At 69.8% G+C, this 21,157-nt stretch carries 19 protein-coding genes and 1 tRNA gene; 12 read left to right on the top strand and 8 right to left on the bottom strand.

All coding sequences use genetic code 11. The annotated features are described in order from the left end of the window. Window positions 1-47: 47 nt before the first annotated feature. From LZ199_RS44955 to LZ199_RS44980, 6 genes are all read right to left on the bottom strand, one after another. On the bottom strand, window positions 48-479 hold the full coding sequence (locus tag LZ199_RS44955; protein WP_254000006.1) for an ExbD/TolR family protein: 432 nt from the start codon (window positions 477-479) through the stop codon (window positions 48-50). A 9-nt stretch (window positions 480-488) separates the two neighbouring features. Continuing rightward, entirely contained in the window at window positions 489-896 is a 408-nt protein-coding gene (locus LZ199_RS44960) for an ExbD/TolR family protein (RefSeq protein ID WP_254000007.1), read from the bottom strand. Further along, window positions 880-1,632, bottom strand: a complete 753-nt coding sequence (locus LZ199_RS44965) for a MotA/TolQ/ExbB proton channel family protein (RefSeq protein WP_254000008.1) — start codon at window positions 1,630-1,632, stop codon at window positions 880-882. The genes LZ199_RS44960 and LZ199_RS44965 overlap by 17 nt, the downstream gene beginning before the upstream one ends. A 43-nt stretch (window positions 1,633-1,675) precedes the next feature. Continuing rightward, on the bottom strand, window positions 1,676-2,449 hold the full coding sequence (locus LZ199_RS44970) for an energy transducer TonB (RefSeq protein WP_254000009.1): 774 nt from the start codon (window positions 2,447-2,449) through the stop codon (window positions 1,676-1,678). 82 nt (window positions 2,450-2,531) lie between these two features. After that, complete coding sequence (locus LZ199_RS44975; protein ID WP_254000010.1) at window positions 2,532-3,794, bottom strand: glycosyltransferase family 87 protein; 1,263 nt, start codon at window positions 3,792-3,794, stop codon at window positions 2,532-2,534. A gap of 644 nt (window positions 3,795-4,438) precedes the next feature. Further along, window positions 4,439-5,830 (bottom strand): dihydrolipoyl dehydrogenase family protein, encoded by a 1,392-nt coding sequence (locus tag LZ199_RS44980; protein ID WP_254000011.1) that lies wholly within the window; start codon window positions 5,828-5,830, stop codon window positions 4,439-4,441. Window positions 5,831-6,404: 574 nt separating this feature from the next. On the opposite strand from LZ199_RS44980, the gene LZ199_RS44985 reads away from it, so the two are divergent. From LZ199_RS44985 to LZ199_RS45015, 7 genes are all read left to right on the top strand, one after another. Further along, entirely contained in the window at window positions 6,405-6,902 is a 498-nt protein-coding gene (locus tag LZ199_RS44985) for a ribosome-binding factor A (protein WP_254000012.1), read from the top strand. Beyond that, a complete protein-coding gene (locus tag LZ199_RS44990; protein ID WP_254000013.1) occupies window positions 6,899-8,056 on the top strand; it encodes an RtcB family protein in 1,158 nt (385 codons plus the stop codon). Before LZ199_RS44985 ends, LZ199_RS44990 begins: the two co-directional genes overlap by 4 nt. A gap of 229 nt (window positions 8,057-8,285) precedes the next feature. Further along, window positions 8,286-8,356: transfer RNA gene (locus LZ199_RS44995), tRNA-Gln, on the top strand. Between the two features lie 66 nt (window positions 8,357-8,422). After that, window positions 8,423-8,950 carry a non-proteolytic archaemetzincin-like protein gene (locus LZ199_RS45000; protein WP_254000014.1) on the top strand — a complete coding sequence of 176 codons (528 nt, stop codon included), beginning with the start codon at window positions 8,423-8,425 and terminating at the stop codon, window positions 8,948-8,950. A gap of 109 nt (window positions 8,951-9,059) precedes the next feature. After that, complete coding sequence (locus LZ199_RS45005; RefSeq protein ID WP_254000015.1) at window positions 9,060-10,034, top strand: TolB family protein; 975 nt, start codon at window positions 9,060-9,062, stop codon at window positions 10,032-10,034. 67 nt (window positions 10,035-10,101) lie between these two features. Then, window positions 10,102-10,578, top strand: a complete 477-nt coding sequence (locus LZ199_RS45010; RefSeq protein ID WP_254000016.1) for an ankyrin repeat domain-containing protein — start codon at window positions 10,102-10,104, stop codon at window positions 10,576-10,578. Between the two features lie 191 nt (window positions 10,579-10,769). Then, the gene (locus LZ199_RS45015; protein WP_254000017.1) at window positions 10,770-11,324 is read left to right on the top strand and encodes a DUF2378 family protein; all 555 of its coding nucleotides are present in this window, start codon (window positions 10,770-10,772) and stop codon (window positions 11,322-11,324) included. Between the two features lie 73 nt (window positions 11,325-11,397). Here the strand turns inward: LZ199_RS45015 and LZ199_RS45020 are convergent, their stop codons facing one another. Further along, window positions 11,398-13,614, bottom strand: a complete 2,217-nt coding sequence (locus LZ199_RS45020; protein ID WP_254000018.1) for a (Fe-S)-binding protein — start codon at window positions 13,612-13,614, stop codon at window positions 11,398-11,400. 575 nt (window positions 13,615-14,189) lie between these two features. Between LZ199_RS45020 and LZ199_RS45025 the strand changes: the two genes are divergently transcribed. The 5 genes from LZ199_RS45025 to LZ199_RS45045 all read left to right on the top strand — a co-directional run bounded on the left by LZ199_RS45025 (window position 14,190) and on the right by LZ199_RS45045 (window position 19,523). Further along, complete coding sequence (locus LZ199_RS45025) at window positions 14,190-14,354, top strand: hypothetical protein (protein WP_254000019.1); 165 nt, start codon at window positions 14,190-14,192, stop codon at window positions 14,352-14,354. A gap of 224 nt (window positions 14,355-14,578) precedes the next feature. Continuing rightward, a complete protein-coding gene (locus LZ199_RS45030) occupies window positions 14,579-14,947 on the top strand; it encodes a C1 domain-containing protein (protein ID WP_254000020.1) in 369 nt (122 codons plus the stop codon). Between the two features lie 175 nt (window positions 14,948-15,122). After that, window positions 15,123-16,376: a vWA domain-containing protein gene (locus tag LZ199_RS45035; RefSeq protein WP_254000021.1), complete on the top strand. Its 1,254-nt coding sequence runs from the start codon at window positions 15,123-15,125 to the stop codon at window positions 16,374-16,376. Window positions 16,377-16,582: 206 nt separating this feature from the next. Further along, entirely contained in the window at window positions 16,583-18,895 is a 2,313-nt protein-coding gene (locus LZ199_RS45040; RefSeq protein WP_254000022.1) for a protein-disulfide reductase DsbD family protein, read from the top strand. Window positions 18,896-18,941: 46 nt separating this feature from the next. Continuing rightward, complete coding sequence (locus tag LZ199_RS45045) at window positions 18,942-19,523, top strand: thioredoxin family protein (RefSeq protein WP_254000023.1); 582 nt, start codon at window positions 18,942-18,944, stop codon at window positions 19,521-19,523. A gap of 96 nt (window positions 19,524-19,619) precedes the next feature. Here LZ199_RS45045 and LZ199_RS45050 read toward each other — a convergent pair whose 3' ends face one another. After that, window positions 19,620-21,068, bottom strand: a complete 1,449-nt coding sequence (locus LZ199_RS45050; RefSeq protein ID WP_254000024.1) for an MFS transporter — start codon at window positions 21,066-21,068, stop codon at window positions 19,620-19,622. Window positions 21,069-21,157 lie beyond the last annotated feature (89 nt).

The raw sequence follows: 21,157 nt of genomic DNA on the forward strand, positions 1-21,157 counted from the left end.
CGGCGGATCGAAAACTCGAGGTCACGACCCGCCGCCAGGCGGACACATCAGTCCGCGAGCTTGTCCGGCAGCACGCCCACGGTGAGATTGCCTCCCCGGGCGAGGTCCAGCACTTCCATGGCGGCGCCGTAGGGCACGTCGTCGCCCGCGTCGAAGAACACAATCTTGTCCGGGCGCGCGTTGAGCATGCGCTGAAGTCGTGCGACCACCTGCTCGCGCGGGACTTCCTCCCGGTTGATGCGCAGCACGCCCGCGCGGTCCACCGTGAGCACCACCGGCGGCAGTGCATCGGGTGGGGGTGGAGGCTGCTCCTCCTGCTTGTCGCTCTTCGCGGGCACCGTCATCCACATCTGCTTGGTGAGCAGCGGGGTGACGACCATGAAGATGATGAGCAGCACGAGCACCACGTCCACCAGTGGCGTCACGTTCATCGTCGGGCGGAGTCCGCCCGCTTTGCCGCCTCCGAGGTCGAATGCCATGGCGCGCTCCTACGGGCCTTTCTTTTCGGCGACCTGCAGGTTGATGCCCGGGAAGCCCAGGTCCTGCATGCTCTTGAAGACGCCCCGCACCTCGGAGTAGCGCACGCCCCGGTCCGCCTTCAGCACCACGGGCGAGTCCGGCTTCTTCTCGCGCAGGGACTTGAGCTCCACGAGCAGCGCTTCCTTCTTGAGCTCCTTGCGGTCCATGAAGATGGACCCGTTGGCGGCCAGGCTCACCGTCGTCGGCTCCAGCTCCTTGTTCTCCTTGTCCGGGTTCGTCGCGGCGGGCAGCTCCACGGACGCGCCCGACTCGATTTGCGGCGTGACGACCATGAAGATGATGAGGAGGACGAGCACCACGTCGACCAGCGGCGTGACGTTCATCTCCGGGGTGATGCTGCTACGCCGGGCGGACATCGAGCCCCTCCCGGCGCGCCGCCGTCTCCGGTCCGGTGGCCACCGCGCCGTTGTTCACGCTCCCGCGCTTGTCGGTCGGCATGTCCTCCAGGTGGTCCATCAGCTCGCTGCGCGCCGCATCCAGCGAGAGCTGGAGCGCGTCCGCGCGGGTGGACAGGAAGTTGAACATCAGCACCGCGGGGATGGCGACGAGCAGGCCCAGCGCGGTCACGACGAGCGCCTCGGCGATACCGGCGGACACCGCGCCCAGGCCGCCGGAGCCCTCCTTGGCGATGCCGGCGAAGGCCTCGATGATGCCGACCACGGTGCCGAGCAATCCGACGAACGGCGCCACCGAGCCCACCGTGGCGAGCAGCGACATGCCGCGCCGCACGTCCGCGCTGACGCGGTCATTGATGCGCACCAGCTCGCGGCGGGTGAGCTCCACCGGGCCCAGCTTGCCCGCGGGCAGCTTCGACTTCGCCAGGAACGCCTTCATGCCGCCGCCGAGCAGCACGGCCAGGTGGCTGCCCTTGGTGGCCTCGGCCTCCTTCACCAGCGCCTCGTGCTGGTGCTGCATGAGGAGCTGACCTGCGCGAGCCGCGAAGGCGCGCGAGGTGGCGCGCGAGCGGAAGAAGACGAACAGCCGCTCGAAGAAGACGGCGAGCGACGCGACGGCGAAGAGCATCAGCGTCCAGGCGATGCCCAGGGCGAACACGCCCATGTGGTTGTAGATGTCGCGAAGATTGAAGTTCATGACGATGTGCTCCTGGGGGGCAGGTGCGGGTGAGTCAGACGGCCTACGACTTGAGACGGAACGGAACCTTGAAGATGCGGAAGACGGCGGTGGGGCGACCCTCGACGACCGCCGGCTTGAAGCGCCACGTGCGCACGGCGGAGAGCGCCGCGCTGGCGAAGGGCTCGTCACCGCGCATGACCTTGAGCTGGGTGACGCGGCCATCCACCTCGACGACGCCCTTGAGGATGACCATGCCCTCCTGACCCTTGGAGCGGGCCTCGGAGGGGTATTCGGGGATGAGGTTGGACTCGAGCGGCTCCGGCGCGGTGGCCGACTCCGGCAGGTTGATGGGCGCCGCGCGGCCACCCCCAGCAGACAGGCCCTCGCCACTCCCGGTGCCACCCACGCGGCCACCCGGCACGAGCGCGCCGGTGCCGCCCACGGCGATGGGCGCGGCGGCCACCGTCTCCGTGGCGGCCTCGGGAGGCTTGTCGAGCGGCACCACCGTCGGCGCGACGATGGGCGCGGGCGCGACGAGGGGGGCCGTGGGAGGCGGCGCCTTGGCGAGCGCGGGCGGCGCGGCCTTGGGGGGCAGCTTCGGCTTGGGAGGCGCGGGCGGCGGCGGAGGCGGGGGCTTCACCTCGACGACGGGAGGCGGGGGCGGACGGAAGACGACGTCCGTGCCCTTCTTCTCCTGGATGACGTCGCGCACCTTGCCGGCGAAGGAGACGACGGCGACTCCGATGAGCACGAAGACCGCGACGGACGCCGTGGTGGAGAGCGCGAACCTTCGCGCCGAGGCGACATCAGAGGCGCTGTCGAACGTTTCGAACATGGCTGACGCGCATATAGCGACGCCATGTTTCAGGGGTGTCCGGACCCCGTGACACTTTCAGGCCAGGAAGATGACGGATGCGTCACGGCGCCCGCATGCCACGCAGGGTGCGAGGCAAACGGGCGAGAGTGTCACCATGGGTCATGGCGAGAGGCGCGCCTTGCCGGCGGATCTGCCACAGCATGGCGATCAGCAACCCCGAGTAGATGAGCGCGAACGGGCGCATCAACAGCACATCGCGAGACCAGTCGAACCCCAGGCCCTTGTCGGAGAACACGGTGCCGATGAAAGCGATGACCGCGACGAGGGTGAGGTTGGGGCGGAAGCGGCCTTCCGTCGCGGCGCGCACCAGCGGCCAGGCGAGCACGTAGTTGGCGCGCCAGCCCAACGGTGACAGGAGCGTCACGCCCAGGCAGCACAGGGCCAGCAGATCCGCGGGGCCGGGCTTCGCCCACAGCACGCCCGCGAGGAACAGGGCGATGGCGACGAGCTGCGCCAGGGTGATGGCGAACGAGGGCGGCGTGGCGACGGAGCCCGGATGGAACAGGGTGATGAGCAGGGTGGGCAGGCCCTGCGCGTTGGTGCTGAGCACCCAGGGCGGCGTGGTGCGGGCGAGCGTCTCGCTCCACATCTGGAACTGGGTGAGGGTGCCGTCCCAGCCGTAGCGCGCGAGGGTGGGCAGCGAGAGCACCACGCCGAACACGGCGGTGGCGCCGATGACGCGCCAGTGGCGGCGCCAGAGGAAGAACAGGCCGATGAGCGCGGCGGGCGGCTTGAGGAGGAAGGCCACCGCGAAGGCCGCGCCCGGACGCCACACCTGACCGCGCTCCGCGCCGAGCGCGGAGATGACGACGAGCAGCAGCATGACGACGTCGACCTGGCCGTAGAACAGCTCGAAGGTGAACGCGGGCAGCAGGGCGATGGTGGTGAGCGCGGGCGCCCAGGCCCATGGCGCGGCCTCGCCAGGGCCGTGCGGCGAGCGGCGGGTGAGGCGGGCCACGGCCACGAGCGCGAGGATGGAGCCGACGTTCCACAGCGCGACGGCCAGTCGCGGGGGAAGGAGGCTGAAGGGGATGAAGAGGGGCGTGGTGACCGGCGCGTACTTGAACGGCATGGTGCCGTCGGAGACGCGGTAGAGGTCCGTGCCCTCGATGAAGCGCTCGGCGGCGGTGAGGTAGACGCGGAAGTCCACGCCACGGCGCGGGTGCTGTCCCACGGCGACGGCGGCCACCAGCAGCACGGCCAGCACCAACCACCAGAGCCAGCGGGCCCACTTCGTGGAGGTGTACTTCGCGGGGCTCGCGGTGTCGCTCAGCGCGCTCGCGGATTGGGATGAGGTCGTCACGGGGCCGGGCTCCCGGGCTTGAGGACAGGGGAGTGGACGGGCCCGTTCACTCGGGGGGCGGGCGAAGGGCGGGGAAGGCCGTGGTGTCGGCACGGCCCCGGAGCGTCGACGGTCATCGAGGAGGCGGGGAGGGCGGGGAGGTGTTCACCATTTCACGCCGGAGCCCTGCCCGGCAACGGCCTGTGTGTGGAGGGCCGAGGTGGATCTCCGCCCTCGGGTCCGCCCGCCTGCCCTGACGTGGCGCGAAGGTCGTCACCCTCGGTGTGCCGGGATGTGCGGTGTCGTCGCGGAGGAAGGTGTTTCACTGACCTGGCGGCACATGCGGAAGGCCGCGTCGTCACGAGCGGGGAGCGGTGTCTCGGGTGGGACGCTCGGTCGCTCCCGTGGATGAGACTTCCTGGGTCTGTATGGGATTGAGCCCGCCCGCCTGAAGACAGTCATGCGGAGCAGGGCTCGTGAGACAGCGGTCCGGGCAAGGACGTGTTCAACGGGCGGCCGAGCAGGGACCGACGCGAGGGCTGACCGGGGGCGCGGCGCCATGTAACGGCCTGCCCGTCGTCACGTGGCTCCCTCATCGCGCCGCACATGCGTGCCGCGGGCACTGGCGAAAGACTCCTTCGCCAGCGCCGCGCGTGCCTCGCGCGCTACAGGCCGTACTCCTCCAGCAGGCGCAGCCACACCTCGCTCATCGTGGGGAACGACGGCACCGCGTGCCAGAGCGTGTCGAGCGACACCTCACCGGCGACGGCGATGGTGGCCGCGTGAAGCATCTCGCCCACCTCGGGTCCGGTGAAGGTGGCGCCCAGGATGACCCGGCGCTTCTCGTCCACCACCAGCTTCGCCGTGCCACCCAGGTTCTCACCGAACAGCGACGTGCCCGACACCTTGCCCAAATCGTACTGCACGGCTCGCACGGGCAGCTTCGCTTCACGGGCCTTCGCTTCCGTGAGGCCCACGCTCGCCACCTGCGGATGCGTGAAGATGACCTGCGGCGTCGCCTTCGTGTCCGCCCACGCGCTCGTCTTCTTGCCCGCGATGACGTCGCCCACCAGCCGCGCCTGGTACTTGCCCATGTGCGTCAGCAGATTGCGTCCATTCACATCGCCGCACGCGTAGAGCCACCCGCCCTCCACGCCCTTCGCGCGGAGCTGGTCATCCACCTGCACTGACTCTCCGGCCTTCAGGCCCACCGTCTCCAGGCCCAGTTCATCCGTGCGAGCCACGCGTCCCATGCCCACCAGCAGCTCGTCTCCCTTCAGCTCTTCACCCGTCGAGAGCTTCACCGTCACCTCGCCCTTGCCTCCGGGGCGACTCACGCTGGCGATGGACGCGCTCAGCATCACCTTCACGCCTTCATCCCGGAGCGCCTGGGCGACCTGCTCACCCACGAAGGGCTCGAAGCGCGACAGCAGCGCCTTGCCGCGCTCCACCAGCGTCACCTCGGAGCCCAGCGAGCGCCAGGCCTGCGCCAGCTCCACGGCCACCACACCGCCGCCCAGCACCAGCAGTCGCTTGGGGACCTGCTTCGCGCCCGTGCCCTCGCGGTTGTCCCACGGCTTGGCTTCCCTCAGCCCCGCGATGTCCGGGATGCGCGGCCGGCTGCCCGTCGCGAGCACGACCGCGCGTTTCGCCTCCAGCTCGCGCACGGTGCCGTCCTTGCCCTCGACGCGCACCTTGCGAGGGCCGGTGAGCTTGCCGTGGCCACGCACCACCGTCAGCTTCGCGCCCTCGGCCCACTTCACCTGGGAGTCGTCCTTGTAGTGGTTGACCATGGAGTCGCGGTGCTCCAGCACCGCGCTGGCGACCAGCGGTCCCTTGATGGTCTCCCTCGCGCCCGGCGAGTGCTTCGCCAGCCAGAGCGCCTCCGCCGGACGCAACAGCGCCTTGCTCGGAACACAGGCCCAGTAGGAGCACTCGCCGCCGAGCAGCTCGTGCTCGACCAGGGCCACGGACAGCCCGGCCGCGGCGGCTCGAGCTCCCGCGTTTTCTCCCGTGGGCCCACCACCAATCACCACCACATCGAAGACATCCGCCATGTGTTCGCCCTCGCGCCCTGCTGCGTAGGCAGGGTGGCGCGAAGGGGCCAATCCCACTCGAGGCTTCTCGTCGGATGGTGGAAAGAAGGGGTGGCGGCCACCGGACATCTGCTCCCACTCCAGGAAGGTCGATGGTTCGCGCTGTCCTCCAGGTGACGCTGTTTTTGTCCCGAGAGGTGGGGCCGCGTCGACGCGTGTCAGGTGTCGCCGGGCCTTTTCGTCCGCGTCCGCCGGGGAACGCGAACCGGCGTTGAAGGCCGTGCGCTCCCCGCGTCTGAAACCCACGAGAGTTCGTGCCGGAGACTCCGAGCGCGGGCGGGAGGTGTGCCATGGGGACTGCGATGAACGGTGTCTCGGGTCGCTTCGCGTCGTGCACGTCTCTCCGAAGCTGAGTCGCTCCCTCACCTGCCTTCAGGGCTGAGTGAGTCTTTGCGAGTCGCCTCCAGGACGAGCCAGCACGGCGCGCAAGCCGTTGTCACCGTGCACTCCGGCCGACGTGCCGCGCGTGTCCTCGTGAGCTGAGTCACGAGGTGCGCGTCGCATGCGCGGCCTGCTGGGAACTCTTCGTCCACTCATGTCTTCTTCCAGGAATCGTCGTCCCCGCGCGTCCCGTCGGCGCGAGGGTGCTGTCCCGTCGTTCTCGCCGTCGTCGTCCGAGCCTCCCTCCGCGCGTCACCTGCGCGTGCAGTCCACCCTGTTCCAGGAGGTCTCCCTCCTCTTCCGGAGCGAGCTGTCCGACCCGAGGCTCGAAGGCGTCTCTCCGACGTCCTTCGAGCTGACGCCCGATGGCCGGCTCATCCGCATCGGCTACACCCTCACTCCCGCCGCGGCTGCATCGGGCGTGCGCGAAGTCCAGGAGGCGCTGGCCCGAGCCAGCGGCTATCTGCGCTCGCAGCTCGCCCAGCACCTGGACCTCAAGCGAGTCCCACAGCTGCGCTTCCTCTACATCGGCGTGGCGGAGCGCTCGCTGGAAGCCCCGCCTGTCGTCGAGTCGCGAGACACCCCCGTCACCGAGGACGAAGCACCCACGTTCCCTGTCGATGACGGTGAAGACGAAGGAGGTGAGCGATGAGTCCTCGCGTCCTCCCGGCCGAGCCCGGCGCCGTGCCCGTCCTCGTCTGGGCGCGAAGCCTGCCACCGGGCGCGGAGCAACAGCTCCGACATCTCGCCGCTCAGCCCTACGTCGTCGAGCACGTGGCGGCGATGCCGGACGTCCATGTCGCCAACGGCGTCGCGGTGGGCTCCGTCTTCGCCACCGCGCACCATGTCGTCCCTGGCGCCCTCGGCGGTGACCTGGGCTGCGGCGTGAGTGCGTACCGCTTCGAGTATCCCGCCGCGTCGCTCGGACGCGACACGCTGGAGCTGCTGCTCACCCGCCTGGCCCAGGCCATCCCGGTGGGAGACGCGACGCACCGAGGTCGCGGCCTTCCACTGCCCGCCGCGCTGGAGACTCCGACGCTGTCCACCCAGAAGCTGAGCCATGTCTGGGAGCGACTGGCGCCGCGACACCTGGGCACGCTCGGCGGCGGCAACCACTTCGTCGAGCTGGACCGTGACGCCGGAGGAGACCTCTGGCTGCTCCTGCACTCGGGCTCTCGCGGCGTGGGAGCGGCCATCGGAGCGCATCACCAGCGCGTCGCGATGGCGCTCGGTGAAGGAAGCCTGCCCGGTCTGGACCTGCACACGCAGGAGGGCGTCGCCTGCCTCGCGGATCTGGACCTCGCCTGTCGCTTCGCCCGAGCGAACCGCGACACGCTGGCCACGCGAGCCCTCGACGTGTTGTCGCGGACACTCGGCATCGAGGCGGATCCACAATCCACGGTGGACCTCCACCACAACCATGTCTCCCGTGAGACCCATTTCGGCCGAGCGCTCTGGGTGCACCGCAAGGGCGCGGTGGGGCTGGAGGCGGGGCAGCCAGGGCTCATCCCCGGCTCCATGGGCACCGCGTCCTATGGAGTGGAAGGCCGGGCCGAGCCCCGCTCGTTCCGCTCCTGCTCCCACGGCGCCGGCCGCGTCCTCACCCGGCGCGAGGCCCGCGCCCGCATCCACCCCTCGGCCCTGGCGCATGCACTGAGACGCGTGGTGCATGACGCCGGCCGGGCCAGGTCGCTCTTGGAGGAGGCGCCCGCCGCCTACCGCGACATCGTCGAGGTCCTGGAGGACGAGGCGGACCTCGTCACCCCCATCCGGCGGCTGACTCCCATCGCCGTCCTCAAGGGCTGAACCCCTCCGCGCGGGGGCTCGGACGCGGATTCCGGGCCTCTGCCGATACACCCGGAGTCGTCAATTCACTCCGGGTGTAATTCAGCGCCTCAGGACCGGTTCTTTCCGGGGTTGATCCGCGCGGAAGTGGGGTGGGAGGGGGGCTCGTCGCATCCTGACGTCAGAGTGGGTTCCCGAGCCCGTCCAGATGCCGTAGAATCGGCCGCCAGAAGTACACGTGCGAACCTGCTGGGGCGTCGTCTAATGGCAGGACATCAGACTTTGACTCTGAGTATCAAGGTTCGAATCCTTGCGCCCCAGTCATTCCGCTCCGGGGGGACGCGGTAGCCAGCGCGTCCGTCCGTGTGCATGAAGGACGGTGGCCCGATGCCGCAGAAGACGCTCCTGCTGGTCTCCGTGGGAAGCCCAACGGCAACCCTGTTGAAAGACCTCCAGGACCCACTGACCACACAGATGGGCACCGCTTCGGTGGTGGCGAAGACGGCGCTCCCGACGCCGGCCTATGCCTTCAACAAGGACCGTGCCCAGTACCACTGCAACGCCATCATGCGTCGGCTCACGCCGATGATGGAGCCCGGGCAGCAGCTGGTGCTCGGCGTGACGGACGTGGACCTCTTCGTCCCGGACTCGCCCTTCGTCTTCGGCGAGGCGGACCGCGAGTCACACACGGCGGTGGTGAGCGTGTTCCGGCTTCGCCAGGGCGCTGACGGTGAGCACCTGCGGCGGCGCATCCAGGTGGAGGTCATCCACCAGGCGGGCCATCTGCTCGGGCTGTCCTACTGTGAGGACCCCCGGTGCGTGATGTTCTTCGCGCAGTCTCCGCAGGACTGTGACCGCAAGCAGCTGTCGCTCTGCAACCAGTGCCGCAACGAGCTGGTCAAGCTCAACCGCTGAAGTCGTCGCGCGGGTGCGCCCGTGAATGCCGTCGCTCGCGTTGACGTCCGACCCGGCGCGCCCTGTAGTGCGGGGCTCTCAACCGGGCCGGTGACGTGGAGCGACTGCGATGACGGGGAAGCGGTATTTCGTCGGTGGGTTGTTGGTGGTGGGGCTGCTGGGCGGGTGCGAGCCGTTCGAGGATGACGGCGGCGGCGGTGGCATTGGCGATGTCCGGTTCACCAAGGGCTTCGCCTTCGTGCGCGAGGACGACCGCAACGTCTTCGTGGTGGATGACGCGGGAGACCCCAACAGTCCGCAGCGGCTGACCAGCACCGGCGGCGCCTACTGGCCCTCGGTGTCGAGGGATGGCCGCAGCATCGTCTTCGTCCAGCGCGGCGGCGGCACGTCGCTGCTGACGGTGCCCACCACCGGCGGCACCGTGGCCACGCTGTTCACCGAGAACGACGCGGCCTGCGCGCGGGGCTGCACCAACTTCCGCACCCCCACCTTCAGCCCGGACGGCCGCAGCGTCGTCTTCGTCTTCTCCCCCGGCAACAGCTCCCTCACCTCGCTGGGGCGGGTGAACACCGATGGCAGCGGCTTCCAGGAGCTCACCCCGAACTCCGTCATCGCCTATGGCGCGCCGTCCTTCGTCCCCAATGGGACCGCCGTCGTCGCGCCCGCGGGCAGCGGGCTCCAGCAGTTGAACCAGGTGGCGTACGTGCCGGTCTCCGGAGGCGCCGTCGTCTTCTCGTCGCTGGGCAATGACGTCGTGGCCGTGGCCAACCGGGTCGCGGTGTCGCCGGACGGCTCGCAGGTGGCGCTGGACGGACGCGGCTCCTCGAGCAGCGTGCGCACCTATGTAGGAACCCTGAGCGGAAGAGGGAACGTGGGGGCCTTGCGACGCGTCACCAGCTACGGCGGCGCGAGCGCCCAGGAGACTTGGCCGGTGTGGACGGGCGCAAGCCAGGTCGGCTTCCTCTTCGCCGACTCGGCGGGTGGGGACCCGGGCATCTACCGCTCCACGGTGAGCGCGACACCGTCGAACTCCGTCACGCTCGCGGTGCCCAGCGCGGCCGAGCCCTCGTACGGCCCGCTGTAGTCCTGTCCGGTGGTCCCTGGCATCCGCGCCTCCGAGGCGCGATGCTGTCCCCTGCCAGGAGGCTGCCATGTCCCTCTTCGATGCCGTGCTCGCGGGTGACCGCGAGTCCTTGAAGTCCCAGCTCGACGCGGGTGAGCACCCCGACCCGTTCGATGACGAGGGGCTCACGCCGCTGATGGTCGCGGCGCGGGAGGGACACTCCGGGCTGGTGGAGCTGCTGCTGAAGGCGGGCGCGGACGCGACGATTACGAACCGCATCGGCGAGTCCGCGGTCATCATCGCCGCCGCCCATGGCCACTCGAACTGCGTGTCGGCGCTCTGGGAGAGCGCGACGGAGGACGAGCGCTCCATGGTGCCCCTGCTGCTGCGCTCCGATGCCATCACCGGCCCGGGCACGGCCTCTCCGCCCACCACACCGCCCAAGGATGACTTCCGCCGGAAGCTCGCGTCCGCGGGCGCGTACGTGACGGGCAAGCTCGGGGATGCCGGGCCCACGAAGCGGCTGGAGCGGGCGCTGCGTTCGGAAAAACAACGCAAGCCCTGAGTCCGCGTCCGTGTGCGGACACTCGCGGCGTTCACCAGCCTCCACGCGCGGGTGACCCCGCACCGTGAGGGAGGCGTCGCGCGTACGGTCCGCCCTCATTTCGAAGTGAGACCTCGCGCCGGTGGAAGTGCGGTGCCTTCCGGGGAGGCGCGCGTGCCGGCCTGATGTCGAGTCCCCGGGGGAGCCACCGCATGGCGACGTCCGAGCCGAAGATCGTCCTCAGCGGGACGGTGGAGGGCCTCTTCCAGAATGCGTTGAAGGACCGCCTGTCCGACAACGCGTGGCGCTTGCTGCGCGAGGCGGGGCTGGATTTCTCCGTCCCGCTGCAGCCGACGTATCCCCTGGCCTCGTGGCTGCGCTGGCAGCACATCGTGCTGCACGACTTGTGGCCGGACAAACCGCTCGAGGAGGCCTGGCGCCTGTTGGGCCACGCGGTGATGGAGGGCCTGCTGGCCACGGTGCTCGGCCGGATGCTGGGCGTGGGGGCGCGCGCGCTGGGGCCGCAGTTCATGCTGTTCCAGCTCAACCGGGGCTTTCGCGGCACGGACAACTACGTGGAGACGCAGGTGAAGGCCATCTCTCCCGGGCGCGCCGAGTTGTGGCTCAGCGACATCAACGACAGGCCCCACTACTACGTCGGCGTCCTGGAGTTCCTGCTCACCCTCTCCGGCGCCAAGGAGCCTCGCGTCTCCATCCTCGCGCGGGAGGGCTCTTCCTGCACGTTCCTCCTGGAGTGGGTGAAGTGAGCGCCTGAAACGACGAAGGCCCTCGGGCTTCGCGGTGGAAGCCTGAGGGCCCTCTGTCTGCTTCGCGCGTGCGCTACTCCGGCTTGGCGCTCAGCGTCGCGCCGGGAGCCACGCCACCGGCCTTGCCGCTGCGCACCTCCATCGCGTCGGCGACCAGCTCGGTGATGTCCTTGACCTTGATGTTCTCCTCGCGGCCGGTGTCGTTGACCGCGTCGCCGAGCATCGTCGAGCAGAAGGGACACGCGACGGCGACGATGCCCGTGCCGCCCTTCTCCTTGTAGTCGCCCACCTGGCCCGGCTTCTTCTTGTCCGCGGCGTCGGGGAACGGCGTGGACGGGTCCTCGGCGTGCTTGAGCGTCAGCGCCACTTCGTTCAACCGGTTGTGGTTGATGCGCGTGCCGATGTGCTCCTCCATCCACATGCGACCGCCACCGGCGCCGCAGCAGAAGCCCTCGCGCTTGCTGCGCTGCATCTCCACCACTTCCAGCCCGGGGATGGCCTTGAGCACTTCGCGGGGCGCGTCATACACGCCGTTGTGCCGGCCCAGGTAGCAGGGGTCGTGGTACGTCAGCTTGGTGTTCATCACCGCGGACAGCTTGATGCGCTTCTCGCGCAAGAGCTCGTTGATGAGCTCCGTGTGATTGATGACGCGGTACTCGCCGCCGAACTCCGGGTACTCGTTCTTGATGGTGTTGAAGCAGTGCGGGCACTGGGTGATGACCGCCTTGACGCCCATCGAGTTCCACGTCTCGACGTTCGTCTTCGCCAGCGTCTGGTACAGGTACTCGTTGCCCATGCGGCGCGCGGAGTCGCCGTTGCACATCTCCTGCTTGGACAGCGTGGCGAAGCTCACGCCCGCCTCCCGCATGATTTTCACCAGCGAGCGGCTGACCTTCTTCTGCTTGTCGTCGTAGCTGCCCGCGCAGCCCACGAAGAACAGGTACTCGTACGGCCCGCCGTCGTCACCCCACGTGGGCAGCGCCAGGTCCTCGGCCCACTCGTCGCGCCGGTCCTGGCCCAGGCCCCAGGGGTTGCCCTGGCGCTCCATGCCTTCGAACACGCGCTGGATTTCGGGCGGGAAGTCCGCCTTCACCTGCACCTGGTAGCGGCGCATGTCGATGAGGCGCGGCACGTTCTCGATGAACACCGGACACGCCTGCTCGCACCAGCCGCAGCTGGTACAGGCCCAGATGGTCTCGGAGCTCAGCGCGCCGCCGACGATCTCCTGCAGCGGCTCCTTGACGCGGTTGGGGCCGTAGCCCTCCTCCACCCACTGCTCGTGGTCCCAGATCCAATGCTTCAGGTCCTGGTTGACGGCCTTGTGCGTGAGCGGCTTGCCGGTGATGTACGTGGGGCAATGCGTCTGGCAGCGGCCGCACTCCGTGCAGGAGTACAGGTCCAGGCCCTGCTTCCACGTGAGGTCCTTCACCGTGGCGGTGCCGAACTCCTCCTTCTCCAGATTCGGCGTGGGCAGCTTGCCGGTGGAGTGGGTGCGCTGGAAGAAGACGTTGGGCAGGCCGGTGATGATGTGGAAGTGCTTGCCGATGGGCAGGAAGTTCAGGAACGCCAGGACGATGACCAGGTGGAGCCAGAAGCCTCCGACGCCCAGCACGTGCGAGGCCGTGGCCCCCAGGGGCATCATCGCCATGCCGACGAGGCTGGTGACGGGCTCCCACCACACCAGCGCTGACGGGGCCGCGGGCACCTGCGTGGCGCCCATGGGCACCTGCTGCGCCGCCGCGTGCGCCGCCACCATGTGGCTGCCGCCGAAGATGAACTCGGACACCATCAACCCGGAGATGAACCCCAGGATGAGGTACGCCTCCCAGGACTGGGACATGCGGTCCGGCTTCACCTTCCAGCGCGTCCACACGTAGTAGCCGCAGCCCACCAGGGCCAGCGCCGCCACCAGGTCCTTGAGCAGCAGATAGCCGCGGTAGGCGCCCAGCAGCGCCGTGTTGTCCATCCAGAACGGGTGGCTCAGGTCCGTGAACAGCTCCAGCGCGCCGGACGAGAAGCCCATCGCGAACATCATGATGGTGCGAATCTGCAGCACCATGAACGCCGCGTAGATGAGCACGTGCATCAGGCCCGGCGTGAACTCCTCCGGGTCGACCATGCGCTTCTGCCCGAGCCCGAAGAGCACGAGCCGCTTGATGCGCAGCGGGATGTTGTCGAGCCGGTTCTCCGTCTTCTTCATCGCGAGCAACACGCCCACGCGACCGGACATGGTCATCACGAAGATGGGGATGGCGATGGCAAGCAATAGGCCGGTGATGATGGGACTCATTGGGACTCGGAGGACCTCTGGGGGGACGCGGCGGAAGGCCCGTTGCCGCGACGCGGCAAAACGTGAGTGCCCGTCAACCCTAACAGGGGTGATTCTCGAATCAAGCGCTGAGCGGGCGGGGTGTCCGGGACTGAAGCACGGAGCGGCGCCACGAGCGAGCAAGCTTGCTCGCTACACGGATTTACTGACACCCGCCCTGTCAGGCTACGACCTTGAAAATGACGCAGTGTTGACTGCAGTGTGGTTCCCTCGGACGCCAGTCCGACCTACCTTGTACGATGGCCTCGCAGCTTGTCAGGCACTGAACTCCATCTCAACCCGCTGAAATAACTGGGTAATGGCTTGGAGGGCAGGCGGGCAGGCAGGGGGCTGAAGCGGAGGATGGAACTTTGATGCCCCAAGGGCTTTACAACGCGGGGCGACATGGTCACCATGCTTGGTAAATCGGTCAACGGGTTTCTGGCCGGGCACCGCATCGTGCGGACCCACGCGGACCGAACAGGGGGGCGCCCACAAGGAGGCGAGCCGAAAGGCCGTCCACCTTCCCTGAAGCGGAGCGCCCAAAGGAGTCGGACATGGTTCACGATGACACCACCTACATGGACGATGAAGGGCTGCCGTATGTGGACCTCGCGGAAGATGGCGAGAGTGAGTCCGTGATTTCCGTGGATGGTTCTCCTGGCGGCCGGATGTGGGGCTATTCCGAGGAGAAGTGGGGCGGCTGGAACGCGGCGGAGTGACCCGCGGCCCCCGCGGCCCGCGGATGCGCGGGGGCGCTTCTTTGGTACCGGTGGTTCGGCTCGTGCGGTGGCGCCCCGGTGGGTGGCTCCCGGGCCGGTGGTTCTTCGGTGACGCCCGGTGCTCGGGGCGCCCGTCATCTTCTCCTCCAGGCCGCCGTCGTTGAGCGCGCTCTAGCGTCGTGCGTGAAGCTTCCGCGTGTGCGCGAGTGGGGCGGGAGGCCCGGATGAAGGTGCTGTGGTGCTGGCGCTGCAAGCTGGACGTGCCGATGCTCGACGAGGAGGAGTTCGCGCGGGTCGCCGGACTGTACCGGGCGGCGTTTTCTCCCCGGAGTCCGACGGAGGCGCCGAGTGGGGAGCGGCGCTCCATCGAGGCGCGGTTCCGGCCCGTGTGTGAAGAGTATGAGCGGCTCACCGGGTTCCACGAGACGAACGCCAACGCGGTGATGCACCACCGGCTCAGTCAGTATGGGCCGCCCTGTGCGCACTGCGGCAAGCCGCTCCGGACGCCCGAAGCGCGGCACTGCGCGGCCTGTGGCGTGACTCGCCAGGCGCCTCCCGCAGGCGGTCAGGAACTACCCCCACGTCGGGTGTGACGGGTGCTACCTCTTGCTTCCGAGGTGTGTCTGCCCACATCCTCGACGTGGGAGCCTTCCCATGCGGATGCATGCCTTCGGGCGTTGTGGCCCATGAGACTTCGGTCGTGAGGGACGTCGTCTCTCACGGGGCGGTTCGCGGCAGGATGTCTCGTGAGAGCGCGCGGGAGCACGGATGAAGCAGACGGCCTTGGCAGTGGAGCGCGACGGGGAGAACGGCCGCGAAGTCCTGCTGCTCGTCACGCTGGAGGCGGACGCGGACGCGCCTCGCGCCCCCGTGACGGCGAACCTGGTGCTGGACCGCAGCGCGTCCATGCGCGGTGTCCCGCTGCTCGCCGCGGTGCAGGCCGCGCAGTCATTGGTGGAGCGCGCCAGTCCTCGCGACTACCTGGGCCTGCTGACCTTCGACGCGGAGCCGGAGCAGCTCCTGCCCGTGCGCGCGATGGACGCCGCCGCCAAGACGACGTTCCTCAAGGCCCTGTCCCGGCTGGAGTCGGGTGAGGGCACCGCGCTGCACGAGGCCGTCGAGCGAGGCGCGGAGGCCGTGCGCCGCGTGCTCGTCCCCGGTGCGCGTCCGCAAGTGTTGATGCTCACGGATGGCGAGCCGTCCGTCGGCCCCTCGCACCTCTCCGAGTTCAAGACGCTGGGCGCGCGCGTCGTGGAGTCCGGTGTCGTGCTGCACGCGCTGGGACTGGGGCGGCACTACCTGCCCGACATCCTGGAGGCGCTCACCGGCCCCTCCGGCACCGGCTTCGTCCACGTGGATGACCCGGAGGGCCTGCCGCAGGCGGTGGGCTCGCTGTCCGCGGAGCTGTTCGGCGAGGTGGGCTCGGACGCGCGCGTGTACGTGCTGCCCTCGGGCTTCTCGGAGCTGCGCTGCCGCCACCGCTACTCCTCGCGCGTCGAGGGCGACGCGATGAGCGCGTCCCTGGGCGCGGTGTCCCAGTCCTTCCCGCGTCGCGTCCTCTTCGCCGGCAAGCTCAACGCGGCCGACTGGAGCCTGGGCGTGACGACCTCGTACATGGAGGGCACCGACACGCGGCGCCTGCCAGTGCCGGTGGCGCGCGTGCTGCCCGACAGCGACGAGGGCCGCTTCGTGCGCGCGGTGTCCGCGGAACTGGAGCTCGTGGCCGCCGAGGCCTCCGCCTGGAAGGCCCTGGGCCGCCGCCAGCAGGCCGTCGCCGAGCAGGCGCTGGAGACCGCGGACCTCGCCCTCTACAAGCTCGCGCGACTGGGCTCGCAGGAAGTGCCTCCGCAGCGACACATGGAGCGACTGGCGGACCTTCGCCGCATCATCGAGCGTCGCGCCGCGCAGCCCCAGGCGCTGGTGATGCGCCGCGCGCACTCCGAGGTCTCCCGCGTCACCTTGAGCCGCGTGGGCCCCGCGCTTCCGCTGCCCGCCCTGGCCCCCTGGAAGTCAGAGGACTGAGCCTCTCCCACACCGGTCGCCCGTCTGCCCACCTCTTCGGTGAGGCCCGGGTGTCCACGCCGCGTCACCCCGGCGTCCCACGGTCCGCCGCATGCCCCTGGCGCGAGCGGGCGCGGGGAATGTCCCCCTGCCTGGAAGGTTCTCCCTCGGAAGCGGGGCCCGTCGGATGCTGGCGAGCCGGCTTCGGGTGGGTTAACGGGAGACGCATGAAGCACTCGGTGTCCAAGAGGCTCGCCCTGGTGGGCGGTATCGGCATGTGGCTGGTGGCGGCGGTGGCGCAGGCGGCGCTGCCTCCCTCCGCGGTGGCCACGGGCGCGCCTGACGAGGGCGACCCGCGCTTGGAGGCCGCGCTGCTGGTGGATGCCACCCAGGTGAAGCCCGGAGACACCTTCCGCGTGGGGGTGCGCTTCCGGTTGGACCCGGGCTGGCACATCTACTGGAAGAACCCGGGCGACTCCGGCCTCGAAACGGACATCACCTGGGACACGCCGGGCTCCACGGTGGGCGCGCTCCAGTGGCCCTATCCGAGCACGTTCCGCACGCCCGACGGCTTCATCGTCACCCATGGCTATGACGGCGAGGTGCTCCTCTTCGCGCAGGCCCAGGCCTCCGAGCAGGCCACGGGCGCGCTGAACCTGTCGGCCGCGGTGAATGCGCTGGTGTGCGAGGTGCACTGCATCCCCGCCGACCTGATGCTGACGCGCTCGATTCCGCTGGGGCCGACGACGCTCGTGGACGCGGAGTCGACGCCGACGTTCGACGCGGCGAAGGCGCGGGTGCCTCGCCCGGTGGCGGACACCGGCCACACCGCGGCGCTCGCGCTGGACGTGAAGCAGCTCACCGCGGGCCAGGAGTTCACGGGCACCTTCACGGTGGCGCTGCCCGGTGGCGCGGCGGTGCCCTCCTCGGAGAAGGACGCCTTCGTCCCCGAGCGCATCCCCGGCGTGGACAAGCTGACGCTCACGCAGACGGCCCCGGGGCGCTTCGCGCTGAAGGGCAAGGCGGAGCCGGATGCGCCGGAGGCCGAGCCCCGACTCAAGGGCGTGCTGCGCCTGGGGACGGCGGCCACCGGCTATCAGGCGCTGGAGGTCGACGTGCCCATGGCGCCCTTCGCGGCGGCGGTGGGTGCGGCGGCGGCGCCCGTCGTGGCGAAGGCGCCCTCCATCAAGGACTCGCTCGCGGCGGTGAAGCCGGTGGCGAGCGCCACGACGGCCGCGCCCGCGGAGTCGACGATGGGCCTGGGCATGGCGCTGTTGTTCGCGTTCCTGGGCGGCGCGCTGCTCAACCTGATGCCGTGCGTGTTCCCCGTGCTGGCGCTCAAGGCGTACGGCTTCACGCGCATGGTGCGCCAGGAGCAGGGCCGGGTGGGCGCGCACGCGGCGGCGTACGCGGGTGGCATCGTGGCGAGCATGCTGGCGCTCGCGGGCGCGGTGCTGGCGGTGCGCGCGGGCGGCGCGGGCGTGGGCTGGGGCTTCCAGTTCCAGGAGCCGCTCTTCGTCGCGGCGGTGAGCGCGGTGCTGGTGGCGTTCGCCCTCAACCTCTTCGGTGTCTTCAACGTGGGCCTGGATGGCAGTGCACTGGCGGGCAAGGTGGACCAGAGCCACGGCCTGCTTCACAGCGCGGGCGAGGGCGTGCTCGCGGTGGTGCTGGCCACGCCGTGCTCGGCGCCGCTGCTCGGCACGGCGGTGGGCTTCGCCTTCGCGGCGGGCCCGCTCACGGTGGTCGCCGTCTTCACCGCGCTGGGCCTGGGCCTGGCGCTGCCCTTCTGTCTGCTGGTGCTGGTGCCGGGGCTCGCGCAGAAGCTGCCGAAGCCGGGCGCATGGATGGAGCGCTTCAAGCAGGTGCTGGGCTTCGCGCTCCTGGGCACCACGGTGTGGCTCGTGTGGGTGATGGGTGGGCTTGCGGGCGTGGACGGCATGGCGCGGCTGTTGGCCTTCCTCGTCGCGGTGGGCCTGGGCACGTGGGTGTATGGCCAGTCGCAGCTCCAGGAGGGCGGGCGCCGGTGGGGCACGCTGGCCATCGCGGCGCTGGTGCTGGTGGGCTCGGGCGTGGCGGCGCTGCGCTTCGAGGAGGCGGCACCCGTGGCTCGGGCGTCGTCCACGGTGGCGCAGGCGCAGCCTTGGAGCGACGAGGCGGTGGCGGCGGCGCTGGCGGCTGGGCAGCCGGTGTTCATCGACTTCACGGCGGACTGGTGCCTCACCTGCAAGTTCAACGAGCGCACCGTGCTGTCGCGCGAGGAGGTGCGCGCGGCCTTCACCGAGCACCAGGTGGCGTTCTTCGTGGCGGACTGGACGCGCCGGGATGCGCGCATCACCGCGCGGCTGGCGGACCATGGCCGCGCGGGCGTGCCCATGTACCTGGTGCTCAGCCCGGGCGCTCCGGACAAGCCGGAGGTGTTGCAGGAGTTGTTGACGGTGGACGCGGTGGTGGACTCGGTGAAGCGCGCGTCGGAGTGCTCACCGCTGCGCCGCCAGGACGGCTCGAAAGTGCTGTGCGCCGCTGGTTTCCCTCGGCCTTGAAACGCAGTCATCCGCAGTCAAGCAGTGCCCAATCAGGAGGAACGCCATGAAGCAGGTCTTCACCGCTCTCGCGCTCGGCTCGGTACTCGTGGGTGTCCCCGCTTTCGCGGACGCGGAGGTCGGCAAGCCGGCCCCGGCCTTCACGCTGAAGGACGAGGCGGGCAAGGAGCATTCGCTGTCGCAGTACAAGGGCAAGGTGGTGGTGCTGGAGTGGACCAACCCCGAGTGCCCCTTCGTGCAGCGCCACTATCAGGCGGACACGATGGCCAACACGCTGAAGGGCTTCGACGCCAAGAAGGTGGTGTGGCTGGCGGTGGACTCGACGGCGCACAACACGCCGGAGAAGTCCGCCACGTGGAAGAAGACGGAGGGCTTCACGTACCCCGTGCTCCAGGACGCCAGCGGCGCGACGGGCAAGACGTACGGCGCCAAGACGACGCCGCACATGTACATCATCGACACCGAGGGCGTGGTCCGCTACGCGGGCGCCATCGACGATGACCCGCGCGGCAAGAACGACAAGAAGGTCAACCACGTGCAGACGGCCGTGGACGCGGTGCTCAACGGCAAGCCGGTGCCCGCCTCCACCACCACGCCGTACGGCTGCTCGGTGAAGTACAAGAGCTAGCGCGCACAGCGGGCGCATTCATGAAGTGACGAGGGCTCTCTTCCTACCCTGGAGGAGGGCCCTTCGTGTTCATGGCGGGCTGGACGCGAGCCCACGTCAGGCATGCAAGGGGTTCTTCGGGTGAGGCCGTCCGCGCCGATGCGCATCCTCGGTTCGAGGCGGCCCTCCCTCCACCCGCCCCACATTCCTGGGCAGCAGGAGGAGTGAGCACAGCGCGCCCAGCACGCACAGCCCCGCGGACACCCACAGCGCTTCACGGGTCCCCTGGAGGAACGCGTCACCTGTCTTGTTCGCGAGTCCTCCCAGGAGCGGCAGCAGCGCCACCGCGAGGAGTCCGGCGATGCGCGCCACGGCGTTGTTCACCCCCGAGGCGATGCCCGCGTGCCGGTCCTCCACCGCGCCGAGCACCACCGCCGTCAGCGGCCCCACCGTGAGACTCAGGCCCAGGCCCAGCACGAGCACTCCCGGGAGCACGGTGCCCATGTAGCTTCCGTCCTTGTGGATGAGCGTGAGCAGCGCCATGCCCACGCCCGCGAGCAATGGCCCCACCGTCATCAAGGGCCGTGCGCCGATGCGACCCGCGAGCCTGCCCACCAGGGGAGAGAACAACAGCAGCATCACGGTGATGGGCAGCAGCGACGCGCCCGCCGCGAGCGCCGAGTACCCGAGCTGTTGTTGCAGCGCGAGGATGAGCAGGAAGCCCACGCCGCCCAGCGCGAAGTACACCGTCAGCGTCGTGAGGTTCGCGCCGGAGAAGGTCCGCGAGCGGAACAGCCCGAGCGGCAACATCGGGTTGGGTGCGCGCGATTCGATGAAGAGGAACGCGGCCAGCAGTACCGCGCCGAAGACGGCGGCGAGGACGGGGAACATGGACCAGCCATGCGCGGGCCCTTCGATGAGCGCGTAGATGACGCCGCCGAGTCCCAGCGCGGCCGTCACCGAGCCGGCGATATCGAGCTTGCGTGCATCCCCCGTGGGCCGGTCGTCCGGCACGTGGCGCAGCGCGGCCCACACGGTGAGCGCCGCCAGGGGGATGTTGAGGAAGAACACCAGGCGCCAGGAGGCCACGTCCACCAGCCATCCTCCGAGCAGCGGCCCCAACGCCGTGGTGACGCCGGACAGGCCCGCCCATGCGGCCACCGCGCGCTGTCGGTCCGCTTCGGGGAACGAGGTGCGCAGGAGCGCGAGGCTCGCGGGCACCAGCAGCGCCGCGCCCATGCCCTGCGCTGCCCGGAAGAGGGCGAGTGTCCAGGCGTTCGGCGCCAGGCCGCACAGCACGGACATGGCGGTGAAGCCCACCACGCCCAGGAGGAAGACGCGGCGCTGTCCCCACGCATCGCCGAGCGCGCCGCCGGTGAGCACCAACGAGCCGAGGGTGAGCAGGTAGGCATCCACGGCCCACTGGAGGCCGGTCAGCCCCGTGTGGAGGTCTCGGCCCAGGGCGGGCAGCGCCACGTTGACGGCGGTGGAGTCGAGGAAGGCCATGCCGCTGCCGAGCACGCTCGCCAGGAGCACGCCGCGTCCCCGCGCACTGGCATAGGACACGGACGTTTCGCCGGGAGAAGTGTCGGAAGGCATACGGCTCAAGCGTGGGACGTGTGCCTCCGTCGCGCCACTCCGCGCGGTCGACGGGT

Origin of the sequence: Myxococcus qinghaiensis, from assembly GCF_024198215.1 — a bacterium.
GTDB classification, from domain to species: Bacteria; Myxococcota; Myxococcia; order Myxococcales; family Myxococcaceae; genus Myxococcus; species Myxococcus qinghaiensis.